At 65.4% G+C, this 18,140-nt stretch carries 16 protein-coding genes; 9 read left to right on the top strand and 7 right to left on the bottom strand.

The genetic code is table 11. The features are described 5' to 3' along the window. Positions 1-76: 76 nt before the first annotated feature. Genes J0J06_RS15240 through J0J06_RS15230 form a run of 3 tightly spaced genes read left to right on the top strand, consistent with a single transcriptional unit; the run spans position 77 to position 3,158 of the window. Entirely contained in the window at positions 77-1,543 is a 1,467-nt protein-coding gene (locus tag J0J06_RS15240; protein ID WP_294043553.1) for a circularly permuted type 2 ATP-grasp protein, read from the top strand. Beyond that, a complete protein-coding gene (locus J0J06_RS15235) occupies positions 1,543-2,478 on the top strand; it encodes an alpha-E domain-containing protein (protein ID WP_294043551.1) in 936 nt (311 codons plus the stop codon). Before J0J06_RS15240 ends, J0J06_RS15235 begins: the two co-directional genes overlap by 1 nt. Then, positions 2,478-3,158 (top strand): transglutaminase family protein, encoded by a 681-nt coding sequence (locus tag J0J06_RS15230; RefSeq protein WP_294043549.1) that lies wholly within the window; start codon positions 2,478-2,480, stop codon positions 3,156-3,158. The genes J0J06_RS15235 and J0J06_RS15230 overlap by 1 nt, the downstream gene beginning before the upstream one ends. On the opposite strand, the gene J0J06_RS15225 is transcribed toward J0J06_RS15230, so the two are convergent. Continuing rightward, a complete protein-coding gene (locus J0J06_RS15225) occupies positions 3,155-3,958 on the bottom strand; it encodes an arginyltransferase (protein ID WP_294043547.1) in 804 nt (267 codons plus the stop codon). The genes J0J06_RS15230 and J0J06_RS15225 overlap by 4 nt on opposite strands. A gap of 254 nt (positions 3,959-4,212) precedes the next feature. Here J0J06_RS15225 and J0J06_RS15220 point away from each other — a divergent pair, with 254 nt between their 5' ends. Then, a complete protein-coding gene (locus tag J0J06_RS15220; RefSeq protein ID WP_294043545.1) occupies positions 4,213-4,713 on the top strand; it encodes a hypothetical protein in 501 nt (166 codons plus the stop codon). 149 nt (positions 4,714-4,862) lie between these two features. Beyond that, positions 4,863-5,111 carry a hypothetical protein gene (locus tag J0J06_RS15215; protein WP_294043543.1) on the top strand — a complete coding sequence of 83 codons (249 nt, stop codon included), beginning with the start codon at positions 4,863-4,865 and terminating at the stop codon, positions 5,109-5,111. A 54-nt stretch (positions 5,112-5,165) separates the two neighbouring features. Here J0J06_RS15215 and J0J06_RS15210 read toward each other — a convergent pair whose 3' ends face one another. After that, positions 5,166-6,389, bottom strand: coding sequence for a threonine ammonia-lyase (locus J0J06_RS15210; RefSeq protein WP_294043541.1), 1,224 nt, complete (start codon positions 6,387-6,389; stop codon positions 5,166-5,168). A gap of 55 nt (positions 6,390-6,444) precedes the next feature. Between J0J06_RS15210 and J0J06_RS15205 the strand changes: the two genes are divergently transcribed. Together J0J06_RS15205 and J0J06_RS15200 are read left to right on the top strand one after the other, a co-directional pair. After that, positions 6,445-7,311 carry an NAD(P)-dependent oxidoreductase gene (locus tag J0J06_RS15205; protein WP_294043740.1) on the top strand — a complete coding sequence of 289 codons (867 nt, stop codon included), beginning with the start codon at positions 6,445-6,447 and terminating at the stop codon, positions 7,309-7,311. After that, a complete protein-coding gene (locus J0J06_RS15200; RefSeq protein WP_294043539.1) occupies positions 7,308-8,969 on the top strand; it encodes an amidohydrolase family protein in 1,662 nt (553 codons plus the stop codon). Before J0J06_RS15205 ends, J0J06_RS15200 begins: the two co-directional genes overlap by 4 nt. Before the next feature lie 64 nt (positions 8,970-9,033). On the opposite strand, the gene ctrA is transcribed toward J0J06_RS15200, so the two are convergent. The 3 genes from ctrA to J0J06_RS15185 all read right to left on the bottom strand — a co-directional run bounded on the left by ctrA (position 9,034) and on the right by J0J06_RS15185 (position 11,846). After that, positions 9,034-9,735: a response regulator transcription factor CtrA gene (gene ctrA, locus J0J06_RS15195; RefSeq protein WP_294043537.1), complete on the bottom strand. Its 702-nt coding sequence runs from the start codon at positions 9,733-9,735 to the stop codon at positions 9,034-9,036. A gap of 168 nt (positions 9,736-9,903) precedes the next feature. Further along, positions 9,904-10,941 carry an AI-2E family transporter gene (locus tag J0J06_RS15190; RefSeq protein ID WP_294043535.1) on the bottom strand — a complete coding sequence of 346 codons (1,038 nt, stop codon included), beginning with the start codon at positions 10,939-10,941 and terminating at the stop codon, positions 9,904-9,906. Next, positions 10,938-11,846 (bottom strand): LysR family transcriptional regulator, encoded by a 909-nt coding sequence (locus J0J06_RS15185; RefSeq protein WP_294043533.1) that lies wholly within the window; start codon positions 11,844-11,846, stop codon positions 10,938-10,940. The genes J0J06_RS15190 and J0J06_RS15185 overlap by 4 nt, the downstream gene beginning before the upstream one ends. Positions 11,847-11,942: 96 nt before the next feature. Between J0J06_RS15185 and J0J06_RS15180 the strand changes: the two genes are divergently transcribed. After that, entirely contained in the window at positions 11,943-12,659 is a 717-nt protein-coding gene (locus tag J0J06_RS15180; RefSeq protein WP_294043531.1) for a pirin family protein, read from the top strand. A 107-nt stretch (positions 12,660-12,766) separates the two neighbouring features. After that, a complete protein-coding gene (gene wrbA, locus J0J06_RS15175; protein WP_294043529.1) occupies positions 12,767-13,369 on the top strand; it encodes an NAD(P)H:quinone oxidoreductase in 603 nt (200 codons plus the stop codon). 133 nt (positions 13,370-13,502) lie between these two features. Here wrbA and J0J06_RS15170 read toward each other — a convergent pair whose 3' ends face one another. Beyond that, positions 13,503-14,963 (bottom strand): efflux transporter outer membrane subunit, encoded by a 1,461-nt coding sequence (locus J0J06_RS15170; protein WP_294043527.1) that lies wholly within the window; start codon positions 14,961-14,963, stop codon positions 13,503-13,505. Next, on the bottom strand, positions 14,960-18,136 hold the full coding sequence (locus tag J0J06_RS15165) for a multidrug efflux RND transporter permease subunit (RefSeq protein WP_294043525.1): 3,177 nt from the start codon (positions 18,134-18,136) through the stop codon (positions 14,960-14,962). Before J0J06_RS15165 ends, J0J06_RS15170 begins: the two co-directional genes overlap by 4 nt. Positions 18,137-18,140 lie beyond the last annotated feature (4 nt).

Below are 18,140 nucleotides of genomic sequence, written 5' to 3'. Positions count from 1 at the left end.
GCAACACCCCCTTGTGCGGCGCAACAATCCATAGCAGCATGGCGTTGTCGCGACGTGCGGCGTGTTCGGGGGATGAATGGCAGTAGGACCGGCGTTCGACGAGATCATGGGGACCGCCGGGTCAGGCCAGCCGCGCCCCGCGCTCGGCGCGCTCGGCGAATGGCTCGACACCACCGACGACGCTGAACTCCGCCGCCGCCAGCAATCCGCCGAAGCGACCTTCCGCCAGCTGGGCATCACCTTCGCGGTCTATGGCGACGAGGATGCGAGCGAGCGGATCATCCCGTTCGACATCGTGCCGCGCGTGTTCCTGAAGGACGAATGGGAGCGGCTGAGCGAGGGCCTGGTCCAGCGGGTCGAGGCGATCAACCTGTTCCTCGACGACATCTATGGCGAGCGAAGGATCCTGAAGGAGGGTATCCTTCCCGACGACCTGATCTTCGGCAATCCCCAGTTCCGCCCGGAGATTGCCGGGATGCGCCCGCCGCACGGCATCTGGGCGCACATTTGCGGGATCGACCTGGTGCGTACCGGGCCGGACGATTTCTTCGTGCTGGAAGACAATGCGCGGACGCCATCGGGCGTCAGCTACATGCTCGAAAATCGCGAGGCGATGCTGCGGCTCTGCCCGGAACTGTTCCGTCAGTTCCGCGTGGCGGCGGTGGATTCCTATCCGGACCGGCTGCTCCAGACGATGAAGTCGGTCGCGCCGCCGGGAACGGGCAGCAACCCGGTGTGCGTCGTGCTGACGCCGGGCCACTTCAACTCGGCGTATTACGAACATAGCTTCCTCGCCGATTCGATGGGCGTCGAACTGGTCGAGGCGGCCGATCTGGTGGTCGATGACGACATCGTGTGGATGCGGACGATCGCGGGGCGGGTGAAGGTCGACGTCATCTACCGGCGCATCGATGACGATTTCCTCGATCCCCTGGTGTTCCGCCCGGACTCGGCGATCGGCGTGAGCGGGCTGATCGCGGCGTATGCTGCCGGGAACGTGGCGATCATCAACGCGCCCGGAAACGGCATTGCCGACGACAAGGCGATCTACAGCTACATGCCGGAGATCGTGCGCTATTATACGGGCGCCGAGGCGAAGCTGCCCAACGTGCAGACCTTCCGCTGCCGCGAGCCGGACGCGCTGAAATACACGCTCGATCATCTCGACGAGCTGGTGGTGAAGCTGGTCGACGGGTCGGGCGGTTACGGCATGCTGGTCGGACCGACCGCGTCGAAGGACGAGATCGCGAACTTCCGTGCCGCGCTCGTCGCCGAGCCGCAGCGCTACATCGCCCAGCCGACGCTCGCGCTGTCGACCGTGCCGACGCTGGTCGAAGCCGGTCTCGCGCCCCGACACGTCGATTTCCGGCCGTTCGTGCTGACGGGATCGAAGGGTATTCAGGTCGTGCCGGGGGGGCTGACGCGCGTCGCGCTGCGCGAAGGGTCGCTGGTGGTCAATTCTTCGCAGGGCGGCGGGACCAAGGACAGCTTCGTGCTGATGGACAACGGGCCGGGCCAGAGCCAGTCGCAGGTGTCGGCCTGATGCTGTCGCGGACCGCCTCGTCGCTTTACTGGCTCGGCCGTTACGTCGAGCGCGCCGATTTCATCGCGCGGCTGGTGGAAGCGACGGTGCGGCTCGACGTGCTGTCGCCGCGGCCGGCGGGGGACATCGCCTGGGGCAGCGCGCTCGCCGTGATCGACGCCGAGGAAGCGTTCAAGGACAGTGGCGCCACGATCGGCCAGCAATCGGTCGCGCGCTTTCTGACGCTCGACACCAGCCATCCCGGCTCGATCATCCGTTGTCTCGACATGGCGCGGACCAACGCCCGCGCGGTGCGCACGGCGCTGACGCGAGAGGCGTGGACGGGGATAAACCGCGCCTGGCTGCTGTTCGACGGCCGTTCGTCGCCTGGTGGCGCGACCGCAACGATGAACCTGATCGAGGCGGTCAAGGCGGAGACTCGCGGATTCGAGGGCGCGATTCATCGGATGCTGCGCAACCAGACGACGTGGTTCATCCGGCTCGGCCAAGCGGTCGAGCGCGCGGACAACACCGCGCGTCTGCTCGACGTGAAGTACCACATCCTGCTGCCCGACGGGGAAAATGTCGGCGGCGTGGTCGATCGCGACCAGTGGACGACGATCCTGCAGACCGTGTCGGCCGTCACCGCCTATCGCTGGCTCTACAATGACGGGTTGCAGCCGGCGAACGTCATCGACCTGTTGATCGCGCGCCACGAACTGCCGCGCAGCATGGCGGCGTCGGCAGAGGAGACGGTCGAGTTGCTGTCGCAGCTCGCCAAGCGCACCGGGCGCCACGGCGAGGCGGACCGCATGGCGCGCGCCCGGCACACGCGCATCGCCAAGACCCGGTCGGCCGATATCATCGTCAGCGGGCTTCACCAGTATCTCGAGGCGTTCCTCGAGGAGAATGCCCAACTCCACTTCGCGATCGGTCGGCAGTTCAAGTTCGCCTGATGCGGATCGTCATCGACCACACGCTGACCGTCGATTTCCCCTTCGCCCGCTCGTCCGTTGCCCTGTCGCTGCGCGTCACGCCGGAAGATAGTCACGACCAGACGGTGTCGGGCTGGCGGATCGGCCCCGACTGCGACGCGCGGTTGCGGACGGGGCGCGATGGATACGGCAACGTGCTGACGATGGTCTATGCCGAGGGGCCGATCGACGGCATCCAGTTCCACGTTACCGGGGAAGTATTCACCGGCCCGTCGAGCGGCATCCTAAGCGCCGCGCATCCTGAACCGTTGCCGCCGGCATTGTTCCTGCGCCCCGGCGACGACCCGGTGCCCGAACTGACCGCGCTGGCGATCGAGGCGGGGGAAGCGGTCAACGACCCGATCGAACGGCTGCATCTCGCCAACGTCGCGCTGCACCGGCGCGCCGACGCCGATTCGAGCGACGTGCTGGTCGGGTCGTTCGTGACCGTCGCCCGGCGGTTATCCCGTCCAGCGCGTTGCGTGTCGGGGTATCTTGCGGTCGATGGCGGGTCGCGCCCGCATATCTGGGCGGAGGCGTATGTCGACGGAATCGGCTGGGTCGGGTTCGATCCGGTGCTCGGCCTGTCGGCAGGCGAAGATCACGCCCGCGTCGCGAGCGCGCTCGACCTTGCCGGGATCGCGGCGGTCAGCGGGGTCTAGGCCAGCTCGCCCGACAGCGCGAGCGCCTGTTCGACCGGATGGACCGGCGGCGAATAGCTGGCATTCTCATCGGCCAGCAGACTCCAGCCGTTCGGTCCGAGCACTTCGAGCGGGCGATAGCGCGTCTTGTAGGTCATCCGCGCCGACCCCTTCACCCAATAGCCGAGATAGACATAGGGCAGGCCCGCGGCGCGCGCGCGCATGATGTGATCCATGATGATGAAGTTGCCCAGGCTCGGACGCGTGGCGTCATCGGCGACGAAGAAGCTGTAGATCATGCTGAGGCCATCGGCCTGTTGATCGGTCAGGCATGCCCCGACCAGCCGGCCCCGCTCGCCGTGCAGGCTCGGCTCGCGATATTCGACGACCACCGAATTGACCGGCGACTGCTCGACCATGTCGGCATAATCGCCGTCGTCCATCAGCGTCATGCCCCCGGACGGGTGGCGCGCCGAGAGATAGCGGCGGAGCAGCTGGAATTGTTCATCGGTCGCCCAGGGGTTGCAGGCGGTGACTTCCAAGTCGGCGTGGCGGCGCAGGATCTTGCGCTGGGTGGCGTTGGGCTTGAAGTCCGGAGTGACGACGCGGACCGACACGCAGGCCGAGCAACCGACGCAGCTCGGGCGGTACGCGACCGACTGGCTGCGGCGAAAACCGATCCGGCCCAGCGCGTCGTTGAGCTCGCCGGCGTGCGGGCCGTTGAGCTCTGTAAACACCTTCCGCTCCTGACGCCCCGGGAGATAGGGGCAGGGCGACGGCGATGTCACGAAAAAGCGCGGAAAACGGAAAGGCGCGGTCACCGCCGGTTGATCCCCTTCAAATGCCGGCGAATCCGGCGAACGCGCCCACTATGAATCGCGCCGCGCATGATGAAAAGCGGCTTTACCATGAAAGAAGGTTAACGGCGCGGGGAGGGCAGGCAAGGGCCTTTCCGCAGTCACAATGATCCTCGCGACTCGACGAGGCAAGGGCGTCCGCCGCACGCCCGATTCGCTTCGTCGCAAGGTTGGGTTCAGGCGCGATTCTGTAGTCGATTAGACGAAGGAGAGTCTGGATGCGCGTTGTGTTGTTCGCGTTGATCGCCGCCGTCGCCTCGCCGGCGCTTGCGCAGCGGATGCCGCCGGTATTGCCCTTTGCCCCGGCGGGGGTCGATTATGTGGAGACAGTATGTGCGGGCGGGATCGACGGTCGCCACGAAGTCGTCCGTGTGCTGGCGACCGGGCAAGTGTCGAAGGTGACGCGGCGGTCGCCCGACGTGCAGCATGCTCGCGCGTCGCGTGCCGAAGTGAGCCGAATCTGGCGCGAACTCGATCTCGCCCGCTTCGAACGGCGAGTCGTGCCGCCGCAAAAGCCCTATGTCATGGACGGCGTCGACTGCACGCTGACGCGACGGTCGAACGGCCGCGAGCATAGCGTGACGCTCATACAGCAGCTCCGCGATAATCCGAAATATCGCGACCTTATCCGGGCGCTCGACGACATCAACGCGCTGGGCGCCAAGGCGTCAGGACCGCGCCTGCGACCGGCCGGAACAGTTGCATCGCCGCAACGGTGAACGGACTAACCTGTCGTTAAACTCGTGCAGCTAGCAAAAACCCGCCGAAAAGCTTGCATTCCGGCGATTCTTTTGTAGGACCGGGAACTGATACGGAGTTCCGGCGTCATGTTGCATGGCGACGTAAGTATCAAAAGGGAGACTGCCGCATGATTAAGTCAATGATTGGCGCTCTGGCTGCCGTGGCTGTTGCCGCGATGCCGGTCGCCGCGTCGGCTGCGCCGGCGAATCCGGCGGCGTCGCTGTCGGTCGCCAAGAGCGTCCGCGCGAGCACGCCGACCAGCAATAACAGCAAGGCTGCTGGCACTGGTGTCATCTTTGCTGTTCTTATTGTCGCCGGTGTTATCGCGGCTGTCGCGATCGGTTCGAGCAAGGACAACAAGGCCAAGAGCCCCTAATCGCTTTACAGCGTTAGATGAAAGGGCGGTGCGTTTCGGCGCGCCGCCCTTTTTTCATGCCAGTTCGACAGGGCTCACTTCATAGTCGGCGGCCTTCAGTGCGGCGATCAGGCGGTCGAGATGATCGCGGTCGCGCGCCTCGCACTCGATGTCGGTGATCAGCCCCTTGGCCGGCAGCGAGGTGAACACGCGCTGGTGATAGACCTCGATGATGTTGATCCGCTGTTCGTGGAAGATGCGTGCGACATGGAACAGCGCGCCCGGCTGATCCTGCAGCTTGATGCGGAGGCGCGCCAGCCGTCCTGACCGCGCGAGATCGCGCAGCAGCACGTTGGCGAGCAACCGCGTGTCGATATTGCCGCCGCACAGCACCACGCCGACCGTCTTGCCGGCGAATCGCTCGGGATGATCGAGCAACGCCGCGAGGCCGGCAGCACCCGCGCCCTCGACCACCGATTTCTCGATCTGCAGCAACAGGCTGACCGCGTGTTCGAGGTTGCGCTCGCTGACCAGCACGATGTCGTCGACCAGTTCGCGGACGATGCCTGAGGTGATCCCGCCCGGTTCCTTGACTGCGATGCCCTCCGCCAGCGTATCGCCGCCGCAGGGATATTGCGTGCCCTTGATGCGGTTGTACATCGAGGGGAACAGCTCGGCCTCTACTCCGATCACCGACACCGGATGATCCGCCGCCTTCGCGACGATCGACATCCCGCTGATCAGCCCGCCGCCGCCGATGGGCGTGATGAACGTGTCGATCGCCGACACGTCTTCCAGCATTTCGATGGCCAGCGTCCCCGCACCGGCGACCACGCGGGGATCGTCAAAGGGATGGACGAACGTGTAACCACGCTCCGCCTCCAGCTCGCGAGCATAGGCGTAGGCGGCGTCGAACGTGTCGCCTTCCAGGATCACCGTCGCGCCATGCCCTTCGGTCTGAGTCACCTTCACGATGGGCGTGTTGGTCGGCATGACGATGACCGATGGGATGCCGAGCCGGTTGGCGTGATAGGCGAGACCCTGCGCATGGTTGCCCGCCGATGCCGCGATCACGCCCTTCGACCGGGCCTCGTCGTCGAGCAGCAGCAGCGTGTTGAGCGCCCCACGTTCCTTATAGGCGGCGGTGAACTGCAAATTCTCAAACTTCAGATAGACCGTGGCCCCGGTCAGGTCGCTCAGCGTCTTGCTGATGAAAGTCGGTGTGCGGACGATGTTGGAGCGGATGCGTTCGTGCGCGGCGCGGACATCGTCGATCGTGACGGGGATGGGGGAAGTCATGAACCGCCGCCTAGACCATCTGGTGTGGCGGGGGAACACGGCTTATGCGCCGGTGATGGCAAAGGTAGCTTTCATCGGGCTGGGCGTGATGGGCGCACCGATCGCGCGGCATCTGGCGGCGGCGGGGCACGACGTCACGGTCTATAACCGCACCGCGGACAAGGCGGTGGCGTGGGTCGCGCAGCATGGCGGCAGGAGCGCGGCGACGCCCGCCGAAGCGGCGCGCGATCAGGACGCGGTGCTGACGTGCGTCGGCAATGACGATGATCTCGCCGCAGTGACGCTGGGCACAGAGGGCGCGTTCGGCGCGATGCGCGAGGGCGCGGTGTTCATCGACCATACGACGGTATCCGCCGACATCGCACGACGGCTGGCCGACGAAGCGGGGAAGCGCGGCTTGCTGGCGGTGGATGCCCCGGTATCGGGCGGCCAGGCCGGCGCGGAGGACGGCAAGCTGTCGATCATGTGCGGGGGGGCGACGGAAGCGATGGCGATCGCCGAGCCGCTGATGCAGGCCTATGCAACGCGGATCGTCCATATCGGTGGACCTGGGGCAGGCCAGACAACCAAGATGGTTAACCAGATCGCGATCGCCGGGGTGTTGCAGGGCGTGAGCGAAGCTTTGCGGTTTGCCCAGGCGAGCAAGCTTGATCTGGACAAGGTGCTGGAGGCGATCTCGGGCGGCGCGGCGCAAAGCTGGCAAATGGTCAATCGCTGGCCGACCATGGCCAAGGACGAATTCGATTTCGGCTTCGCGATCGACTGGATGCGCAAGGATCTGGGCCTCGCGCTCGACGAAGCGGGGCGCAATGGCGCGCTGCTCCCGATGACCGCGCTAGTCGATCAATTCTATGCCGAGGTGCAGAAGATGGGCGGCGCGCGGCAGGACACCAGTGCGCTCGTGAGGAGATTGCCGAAGTGAAGCGTACGTTCCCCAAGCTAGTCGTCGCAGCGACTGCCCTGTCGCTGGTCGCGACCCCCGCGCTCGCCGACGGGCTGGTCGACAACGTCAACGGCATGACGATGGACGCCAAGGGCAACGTCATCCACTTTACCGGCATCGTGATCGGTCGCGACGGCCGGGTCGTGAGGCTGCTGCAATCGGGCGACAAGCGCCCTGAACGACCCGACTGGCTGTCGAACGAAAAGGGCCGGACGCTGCTGCCCGGCTTCATCGACGCGCATGGCCATGTGCTCGACCTCGGCTTCCGCGCGCTCGAACTCGATCTGTCTGACACCAAGACGCTCGATGAGGCCAAGGCCAAGATCAAGGCCTATGTCGCCGCAAATCCGGAGAAGAAATGGATCATCGGCGGCGGGTGGAATCAGGAGAAATGGGGGCTGGGCCGCTTCCCCACCGCGGCTGACCTGGACGGCGTCGTCAGCGACCGGCCGGTCTGGCTGGGCCGGGCGGACGGGCATGCGGCGTGGGCCAACAGCGCCGCGATCAAGGCGGCGGGTGTGACCGCCAAGACCGCGACGCCGGCGGGCGGGCGCATCGAGAAGATCGGCGTCGAACCGGCGGGGGTCTTCGTCGACGCCGCGATGAGCCTGGTCGAGAAAGCGGTGCCGCAACCCTTGCCCAAGGAGCGCGACTTCGCGCTGCAGAAGGCACAGGAGATCCTGCTGGCGTTCGGCATCACTGCAACCGCCGACATGGGTACGTCGCTGGACGATTGGCTCGCGATGCGGCGGATGGGCGATCGCGGCGCGCTAATGGTGCGGATCATGAGCTATGGCGCGGGGGTCGAGACGGCGATCCGCGTCGGCGGCAGCGGGCCGACGCCGTGGCTCTATGGAGATCGCCTGCGGATGGGCGGGGTCAAGCTGTACGCCGACGGCGCGCTGGGCTCGCGCGGCGCGTGGCTGCTCCAACCCTACAAGGACGCGCCCGGCCAGTCGGGCGCCGGTTTCATGACCGACACGCTGTTGCAGAATTTGATGAGCCGGGCGGCGATGGACGGCTATCAGGTCGCGGTCCACGCGATCGGTGACAAGGCCAACCGCCAGGTACTCGACGCGATCGATGCATTGTCTGGCACGTACAAGGGCGACCGCCGCTGGCGGATCGAGCACGCCCAGATCGTCGATCCCGCCGACTTGCCGCGCTTCGCGAGCCTGAAGGTGATCGCGTCGATGCAGCCAACGCACGCGACGTCGGACATGAAGATGGCGGAGGCGCGATTGGGGCCGGAGCGGCTGACCGGCGCCTATGCCTGGGCGACCATGCTAAGGAACGGCGTGCCGCTTGCATTCGGCAGCGACTATCCGGTCGAAAGCCCCGATCCGTGGGCCGGGTGGGCCGCGGCATTCACCCGCATGGATGCGAACGGTGAACCGTTCGGCGGCTGGCGTCCCGAGGAAAAGGTGACGCGCGAACAGGCGTGGTGGGCCTTCACCCAGGGCGCCGCCTATGCCGGGTTCGCCGAGGACAAGTTCGGTCGCCTCGCACCCGGCCAAGCCGCCGACTTCATCATCGTCGACCGCGACCCGTTGCTGTCCGGCCCCACCGACCTGCGTGCAACCAAGGTCGAAGAAACCTGGATCGGCGGGGTGAAGGTGTACGTGCGGAAGCCGTAGGAAAAGAAAAGGGCCGCGGCGCTTTCCAACGCCGCGGCCCATCCCCCTTGGAAATCGGTAAGTGTTACGCGACTTGCGCCGCGACCACTTCGTCCGCCTCGCGCAGCACGTAGCCGCGGCCCCAGACGGTTTCGATGTAATTTTCGCCGTCGGTCGCCAGGCTGAGCTTCTTGCGCAGCTTGCAGATGAAGACGTCGATGATCTTGAGCTCGGGCTCGTCCATCCCGCCGTACAGGTGGTTCAGGAACATTTCCTTGGTCAGCGTCGTGCCCTTGCGGAGCGACAGCAGCTCCAGCATCGCATATTCCTTGCCGGTCAGGTGGACGCGGGCGCCGTCGACTTCGACGGTCTTCGCATCGAGGTTCACCGCCAGCTTGCCGGTCTTGATAACCGACTGAGAATGGCCCTTCGATCGGCGGACCACGGCGTGGATGCGCGCGGTCAGTTCCTCGCGGTGGAACGGCTTGGTGACGTAATCGTCGGCCCCAAAGCCGAACGAGCGGACCTTGCTGTCCATCTCCGAAATGCCCGACAGGATCAGCACCGGCGTCTGGACACGGGCGACGCGTACTTTCTTGAGCACGTCGTAGCCATGCATGTCCGGCAAGTTCAAATCGAGCAGGATGATGTCGTAGTCGTAGAGCTTGGCGAGGTCCAAGCCCTCTTCGCCCAGGTCCGTCGTATAGACGTTGAAGCCTTCGGTGGTGAGCATCAGCTCGATGGCCTTGGCCGTCGTCGGCTCGTCCTCGATCAGCAGCACGCGCATGCGGCATTCCCCCGTTTTCGAAGTCTGCCGTGCCCAATCACGACGCGCTTCGACGCAATCCATTAACCTAAGCGTGTCTGAAGGACAAAGGTTAATTCTTCGCTAACCGGCCTGACTCCACGAGTCGTGCGGAATCGCGAGTCAGGCGGACTCGTTTCGGGTTTGGAGTCAATCGATCTGGGTAGTGTTTTCGCCGAGCGTTTCGCGGATGTAGAGCGAATGCGTAAGGGCGAAGATCGCGACCAACAGGGGGGCGGCGAATACCAGGCCGGTAAGCCCGAAAATATAGCCGATCCCGACCATCGCGAACAATGTGATCGCGGGCGGTATCGCGATCACATGGCTCTGAATGACCGGCGTTACGATCATGTCCTGGACGATGCGGACGATCGCATAGGTCGCGATCGCGCCGACCAATGGCCCGGTGCCGGCATTGGCTGCGAGACCTAGCGCCGGCAGCATCGCAACGGTCGGGCCGATATAAGGGATGAACTCGCTGATCCCCGCCAGCAGGCCCAGGGCCGCGGCCGAGGGCACCCCCGACAACCACAGCCCGACGCCGATCGAAATGCCCATCAACAGCATCAGGATGATCTGCGCGCGCAGCCATAGCCGCAGGTTGCGGCCGAGATCGTCGAACGCATCGCCGAACGCGGCGCGCTTGTCCTTGGGCAGGAGCAAAAGGAGCCCGTCGCGATAGCGCCGGGGCTCCATTGCGAAGAACATCGAGCCGACGATGAGCAGGATGGTGTTGAGTACGAAGTCCGCGCCGCCGCGCGCGAACGCGCTGAGGTCCTGCGCAGCCTGCGCGCCCGCATAGGCAACGTTGACCGCTTCGACGATCTTGGCGCCGACCGCCGATTGCGACATCCACGCGGCGAGGCGTCCTAGCAGTTGCGGGGTCTCGGTGATCAGCGCGTTGATCTGCGTCCCGAACTGCGCGGTGAGCAGCCAGACGAGGAAGCCCGTCACCGCCAGTGCGGAGAGCATGGCAAGGCATATCGCGTAGCGTTGGGGCACGCCGAGGTGGCGTTGGAGCCGGCCGGCGATGGCGTGGATCGTGATCGCGCCCAGTACCGATCCGAACGCCAGGATCAGCAGCGTGCCCACGCGGTAGAGCGCAATCGTCAGTCCGGCGATCAGGATGATCAGGACGACGCGGCGGATGAAGCGCGCGTCGTCGGCATCGGGCGCCAGCCGCTTCATTTACGGGTGGCGCACAGTTGGCGGAAGCGTTCGGCGAGAAATTCGATCAGCAGTTCGACGCGCACCGGCCGCAACGCGCTGGGAGGAGTGACGAGGTGGAGCGCGGTCGCCGGACCCGCCCAGTCGGTCAGGATCGCCTCCAGCCGCCCCGCCGCGATCTCCGTGTCCACGATGAAGTCCGGCAAACGCGCGATCCCCAGCCCCGTATGGAGCAGCGGCAGCATCGCATCCCCGCTGTCGGTGGTAAAGCGCCCGTTCGGGCGAACGGCGACCTCCTCGCCATTGGGGCCGCGAAAGGTCCAGGTCGTGCTCGGCACGTTGGCGTAGGCGAAGATGTCGTGCTCGCCGAGGTCGAGCGGATGCCGCGGACGGCCATGGCGTTCGAGATAGGCGGGGGAGGCGACCACGCGCGTTTCGACCGGGGCAAGGCGGCGTGCGCGAAGGCTGCTGTCGGGCAAATCGGCGATGCGCAGCGCGATGTCGATGCCCTCCGCGACGATGTCGACCTTCGCGTCGGACAGCCGCAGATCGATATGCACCGCCGGATGCGCCGCCATGAAGTCTGCTATGGCCGGCGCAACATAGGCGATCCCGAACGTCATCGGCGCGGCGATGCGGATCATCCCAGCGGGGGCGCTGGCCGTATCGTGCGCGGTTTCCTCCGCCGCGTGACCTTCGGCAAGGATGCGTTGCGCGTGTTCGGCGAGCGTATGGCCGCTTTCGGTCAGCGTCAGGCGGCGCGAGGTGCGATGGAATAGCGACGTGCCGAGCGACGCTTCCAGTCGCGTGATCGCCTTCGACACCGTGGCCTTCGATACCCCGAGCGCATCGGCCGCGGCGCTGAACGAGCGCTGTTCGGCTACGGTGGCGAAGACGGCCCACGCTTCGAAATCGGGGAGTTTCATGCGGCTGAGCCTAAATCACGAAACAATCCGTTTCAATCGTTTCCATTTACGCGATGCGCGCAATCCCTATCTTGGCGGCAAGCAAGGAGATCCGAGATGATCGATACCGACACCGAAATTCAACGCCGCCCGTTCGCCAGCCTGGGTCATGCCAATCACGGTTGGCTCGATGCCCGGCATCATTTCAGCTTCGCCGATTATTATGATCCGGCGCGGATGAGCTGGGGCGCGATCCGCGTATGGAACGACGACACGATCGGCCCGAACAGCGGCTTTCCGCCGCACCCGCACCGCGACATGGAAATCATCACCTATGTCCGCACCGGCGCTATCACGCACCAGGACTCGATGGGTAATGTCGGTAAGACCGCGGCCGGCGACGTCCAGGTGATGAGCGCGGGCACTGGCGTGCGCCATGCCGAATATAACCTGGAGACCGAACCGACCACGCTCTTCCAGATCTGGATCGAGCCGACCCGCACCGGGGGTTCGCCGAGTTGGGGCGCAAAGCCGTTCCCCAAAGGCGACCGCAGCGGCAAGTTCGTGACGCTGGCGAGCGGGTTTGCCGAGGATGGCGACGCCCTGCCGATCCGGGCCGACGCTCGCGTGATGGCGGCGACGGTCAAGGCTGGTGAGACGTTGACGCACACGGTCGGAGAGGGGCGTCATGCCTATCTGGTCCCCGCGACCGGCTCGATCGAGATCGATGGCCAGCGGTTCGACGCTCGCGACGGCGCTGCGCTGTCGGGAGGTCAGACCGTGACGATCGTCGCGATCGACGACGCCGAAATCGTCCTGGTCGACGCCGACTGACCCCTTTCGGCGCGCCAGATCCCCCTCCCGGGCGCGCCGATCCAGCTCCCTCCTCAATCCTCCTGGGGAGGGAGCACCCTATTTCATCGCACGCGAAAGGAAGCACAATGCCCAAGGTTCTGGTCCTCTATTATTCGTCTTACGGTCATATCGAGCAGATGGCAGATGCCGTCGCGGAAGGCGCGCGATCGGCGGGCGCCGAAGTCGATATTCGCCGCGTTCCCGAAACTGCGCCGCAGGCCGTGATCGAGGCGGCGCACTTCAAGACTGATAGCGCACACCCGGTGATCGAGGGTCCCGACGCGCTCAAGAACTATGATGCGATCATCGTCGGGTCGCCGACGCGCTTTGGCCGCCTGTCGAGCCAGATGGCGTCGTTCTGGGATACTGCGGGCGGCCTGTGGGCGACCGGGGCGCTGCACGGCAAGGTGGGCGGTGCCTTCACCTCGTCGGCGACGCAGCATGGCGGTAACGAGACGACCTTGTTCTCGCTGATCACCAACCTGCTGCACTTCGGCCTGACCATTGTGGGTCTCGACTACGGGCATCAGGGGCAGATGGGTCACACCGACGTGGTCGGCGGCGCGCCTTATGGCGCTACGACGATAGCGGGCGGGGACGGCAGCCGCCAGCCGAGCGAGACCGATCTGGCCGGTGCGCGGTATCAGGGTCGTCGTATTGCCGAGGTTGCTACAAAGCTGGCCGCGTAGCTCCGGTTTAGTCGACCATCGAACAAGAAGCCGCCGGTCTCAGGACCGGCGGCTTTCGTTTGTCGCGACGAGGACCGGCAGGCGAAACGGATAGGCCTGACCGCTTATGCACCCGAGCGTCGATTTCCGGGTATTAGGGCGTGGAGGGGGAGGTCGGTTGCGGGCCTGCCTTGGTCGCCTCCATCAGCGAATCCCCACCAAGGACGCGGTAAAGCGTGACGAGGTTACCGGCGCGGGTGAGTTGCGTCGTCACTAGCGTCCGCTCCGCCGAATAGAGCGAGCGTTGCGCGTCCAGGCTTTGCAGATAGCTGTCGATCCCGCCGCGATAGCGCGCGTCCGACAGCTTGAAATTGTCCGCGGCCGCGTCGCGCTGATCGCGCGTGGCGTTGAGTTGATCGGTGATCGTCCCGCGCCGGGCGAGCGCGTCGGCGACTTCGCGGAACGCGGTCTGGATCGCCTTTTCGTAGGTCGCGAGCGCGGCGTCGCGCTGCGCCTTGCTGACGGCGACGTTGGCGCGGCCGGCACCCGCGCGGAAGATCGGATAGCTCGCCGCGCCGCCCGCCTGCCAGTTGAACGCGCCGCCGACGAACAGCGCGCCCAGGGCATTGCTGGCGAACCCGATCAGCCCGGTCAGCGTGATGCGCGGGAACAGTTCCGCGCGTGCGGCGCCGATGTCCGCATTGGCGGCGCGGAGCTGGTATTCGGCTTCGACCACGTCGGGACGACGCAGCAGGATCGAGGAGTCCAGTCCTGCTGGCAGTTCGGCGACGGTCGCCACCGTCTCGTCGATCGAATCGGGCAACAGCGCGGGGTCGACAGGCGCGCCGACAAGCAATTGCAGCGCGTTGACATCCTGCGCTACCGCCGTGGTCTGCGCCGCTACATCCGATTTTGCCGCGTCCAGCACCAATTGCGCCTGGCGCAAGTCGGTGCGCGGCGCGATGCCGCCGTCGAGGCGTTTCTGCGTCAGCTCCACGCTTTTCGCCGCGCTCGCCGCGGTATCCTGCGCGATCTCGAGCAAGCTCCTGTCCGACGCATAGGTCAGCCAGGCGTCAGCGATGTCGCCAATCAGTGCCAATCGCGTCGCGCGCGCCGCCGCCTCGGTCGCGAAATAGCGATTCTGCGCCGCCGTGGTCAGCGAGCGGATGCGGCCGAACAGGTCGATTTCGAACCCGGTGATGCCGATGTCCGACGTGAAACTCGTCCGCGTGCCGCCGCCGCCCGACCCCGTCGTGCCGGTGCCGGTTGTGCCCGTGCCGCCGTTGCGCGCGGTCACCCCGGCGCTGGCGTCGACTTCCGGCAGCAATTCGGCACGCTGGATGCGGAACTGGCCGCGCGCGATTGCGATATTGGCCGCGGCGACCCGCAGGTCGCGATTGTTCGCCAGCGCCTGCGAAATGATCGACTGGAGCCGGGGATCGCGGAAGATGTCCTGGTAGCGGACGGCGGGCAGCGCGGCCTCGCTCGACACGAGATAGGCGTCGCCGACCGGCCAACTCTGCGGCACGGGCGCTTCGGGGCGGACATAGGCCGGTGCGAGCGAGCAGGCCGTCAGGCTCGCCATCGACGCCAGTGCGGTGAGCTTGCGGATCATGCGGCCGCCTCCGGCTCGGGGGGCGGGGAGGGAGGTTCGTGCCGCAACTTCTTCAGTCCGTCGCGCACCCCGCGGCGCACCATCACGAAGAACAACGGAATGTAGAACACCGCGAGCAACGTCGCCGTCAGCATCCCGCCAATCACCGCCGTGCCGATCGCGATGCGGCTGTTCGCGCCCGCGCCGGTCGAGATCGCCAGCGGCAGCACGCCGAAGATGAAGGCAAAGCTGGTCATCAGGATCGGGCGCAGGCGGATGCGTGCGGCCTCCAGCGCGGCGTCGATGACGCGCTTGCCCGATTTTTCCGCCTGCTCGGCGAACTCGATCATTAGGATCGCGTTCTTCGCGGCGAGGCCCATCGTCGTTAGCAGACCAATCTGCAGATAGACGTCGTTCTGCAGCCCCCGGAGCGTGACGGCGAAGATCGCGCCCACCAGGCCGAGCGGAATAATCAGCAGCACCGCGACCGGGATCGTCCAGCTTTCGTAGAGCGCGGCGAGGCACAGGAACACGACGAGCAGCGACAGGCCATAGAGGAGCGGGGCCTGTCCCGACGCCAACCGTTCCTGATACGACGCGCCGGAAAGCGATACCGAGACACCCGGAATTTGCGCGGCGAGCGCCTCCATCTTCGCCAGCGCTTCACCGGAACTCTTGCCCTGTGCCGGTTGGCCCGAAAATTCGTAATTCGCGATTCCGTTGAAACGGCTCAGCGAGGTCGGCGCGTTCGACCAGCCGGTCGAGGCGAAGGCGGAGAAGGGCGCCATTTGGCCGCTCGATCCCCGGACGAACCATTTGCCGATGTCGTCGGGCGATGCGCGATACGGCGCGTCGCCCTGAACGTAGACCCGCTTTACGCGTCCGCGATCGTTGAAATCGTTGACATAGCGTCCGCCCCAGGCGGTCGAGAGCGTGTTGTTGACGTCGGTCTGGCTGAGTCCGAGCACCGACAGTTTCTGCGCGTCCATATCGACCTTGAGCGTCGGCTGTTCGGGTAGGTCGCTGAGCCGGACGTTCGTGAGATCGGCGTCGCCGCGTGCAGCGTTGAGCAGCCGGTCGCGCGCCGCTTTGAAATCGTCTCGCGAAAGGCCGCCAGTATTCTGCAGTTCGATCGTGAAGCCCGACGACTGGCCGAGTCCGCGCACCGCCGCCGGCACGGTCGCGTAGAATTCAACGTCGCGCAGGCCGCTAAGCGCCCGTGTCGCACGGCGGGTGATCGCATCGGCGGTATTGTCGCTGCCGCTTCGCTTATCCCACGGCGCAAGCGCGACGAAGCCGCGGCCGGCATTCTGGCCGCCGCTGCTGCCCCCGCCGGCACCCGCCACAGAGAGGATAGCGGCGACGTTCTTGCCTTCGGTCTTGAGGAAATAGTCTTCGATCTGCCGCTGCGCTTGCTGGGTCCGGTTGATCGTCGCGCCGCCGGGCAGATTGAACTGAAGCTGCGCGAAGCCCTGATCCTCGTTCGGCAGGAAGCCGGTCGGCAGCCGCACGAACATCAGCACGAGCAGCACGACGACGATCGCGTAGATGCCGACGAACAGCCATTTGCGATCGACCACGCGCGATACCCTCGCGGTGTACCAGGCCACCAACCGCTCAAACCGGTCGTTGAACCAGCGTCGTGCGCCTTCGGTTTTGCGATACATCCAGCTGTCGTGGTTCTCTTCCTCCTTGCGCTTGAGCAAGGTCGCGGTCAGCGCCGGGGTCAGGATCAACGCCACGATCACCGACAGCACCATCGCCGACACGATCGTCAGCGAGAATTGGCGATAGATAACGCCGGTCGATCCGCCGAAGAACGCCATCGGCAGGAACACTGCCGACAGCACCAGCGCGATGGCGATCAGCGCGACCTGGATCTCTCCCATCGACTTCACCGTCGCGTCGCGCGGCGACATCTCCGGATTTTCTTCCATTACGCGCTCGACATTCTCGACCACGACGATCGCGTCGTCGACGAGCAGGCCGATTGCGAGGACGAGTCCGAACAGGGTCAGCGTATTGATCGAGAAACCGGCGACGGCGAACACGCCGAACGTGCCGAGCAGCACGACCGGCACCGCGATCGTCGGGATCAGCGTCGCGCGCCAGCTTTGCAGGAACACGAACATGACGATCACGACCAGCACGATCGCTTCGATCAGGGTCTTAACGACGTCCTCGATCGACAGTTTGATGAAGGTCGTGGAGTCGTTCGGGAAATCATATGCGTAGCCGGGCGGGAAATTCTTCGACGACGTTTCGATCTGCTTCTTGACCAGTTCGGCGGTGCTGAGCGCGTCGGCGCCGGGGGCCAGGCTGATCGCGATGCCCGCGCCCGGATGGCCGTTCACGCGGCTTATCGACGCGTAGCTCTCGGCCCCGAGTTCCACCCGAGCGACATCGGCCAGCTTGACGGTCGATCCGTCGGGCTGAGTCTTGAGCACGATGGCGGCGAACTGTGCCGGCGTGGACAGGCGCGATTGCGCGGTGACAGTGGCGTCCAGATACTGGTCGGGGCCACTCGGCACCGCGCCGATTTCGCCCGCAGCCACCTCGGCATTCTGCGCGGTGATCGCGTTCACGACATCGCTCGGCATCAGCCCGACAGCGGAAAGCTTGTCCGGGTTAAGCCAGATCCGCATCGCATATTGCGACCCGAACACGTTGATATCGCCAACACCCTTCAGGCGGCCGATCGTGTCCTGCAGGTTGGTGACCATGTAATCGGACACGTCGATGTTCGTACTGCGGTCGGTCGTGTCATAGATCGCCGCAATCAGCAGGAAGTCGGGGTTGGACTTGGTGACGGTCAGCCCCTGTTGCTGGACCTGTTGCGGCAGGCGGCTGAGCGCTTGCTGCACCTTGTTCTGGACCTGGACCTGCGCGATGTCGGGGTCGGTGCCCTTGGCAAAGGTCACGCTGATCGACACGGCGCCGCGCGACGACGAATTGGTCGTGAAATAGAGCAATCCGTCGATGCCCTGGAGCTGCTGTTCGATCACCTGCGCCACGCTGGTTTCGAGCGTGTCCGCCGACGCGCCAGGATAGCTGGCGCGGATATTGACTTGGGGCGGGGCGATGTCGGGGAATTGTTCGACGGGAAGGCTGAAGATCGAGCCAGCGCCGACCAGCATGATGATGATGGCGATGACCCAAGCGAAAATGGGCCGATCGATGAAAATCTTCGACATGACC

The sequence above is a fragment of the Sphingomonas sp. genome (assembly GCF_017304615.1).
GTDB lineage: Bacteria > Pseudomonadota > Alphaproteobacteria > Sphingomonadales > Sphingomonadaceae > Sphingomonas.
Note: the sequence above shows the minus strand (reverse complement) of the source record. Positions and strands in the feature narration are given on the sequence as shown.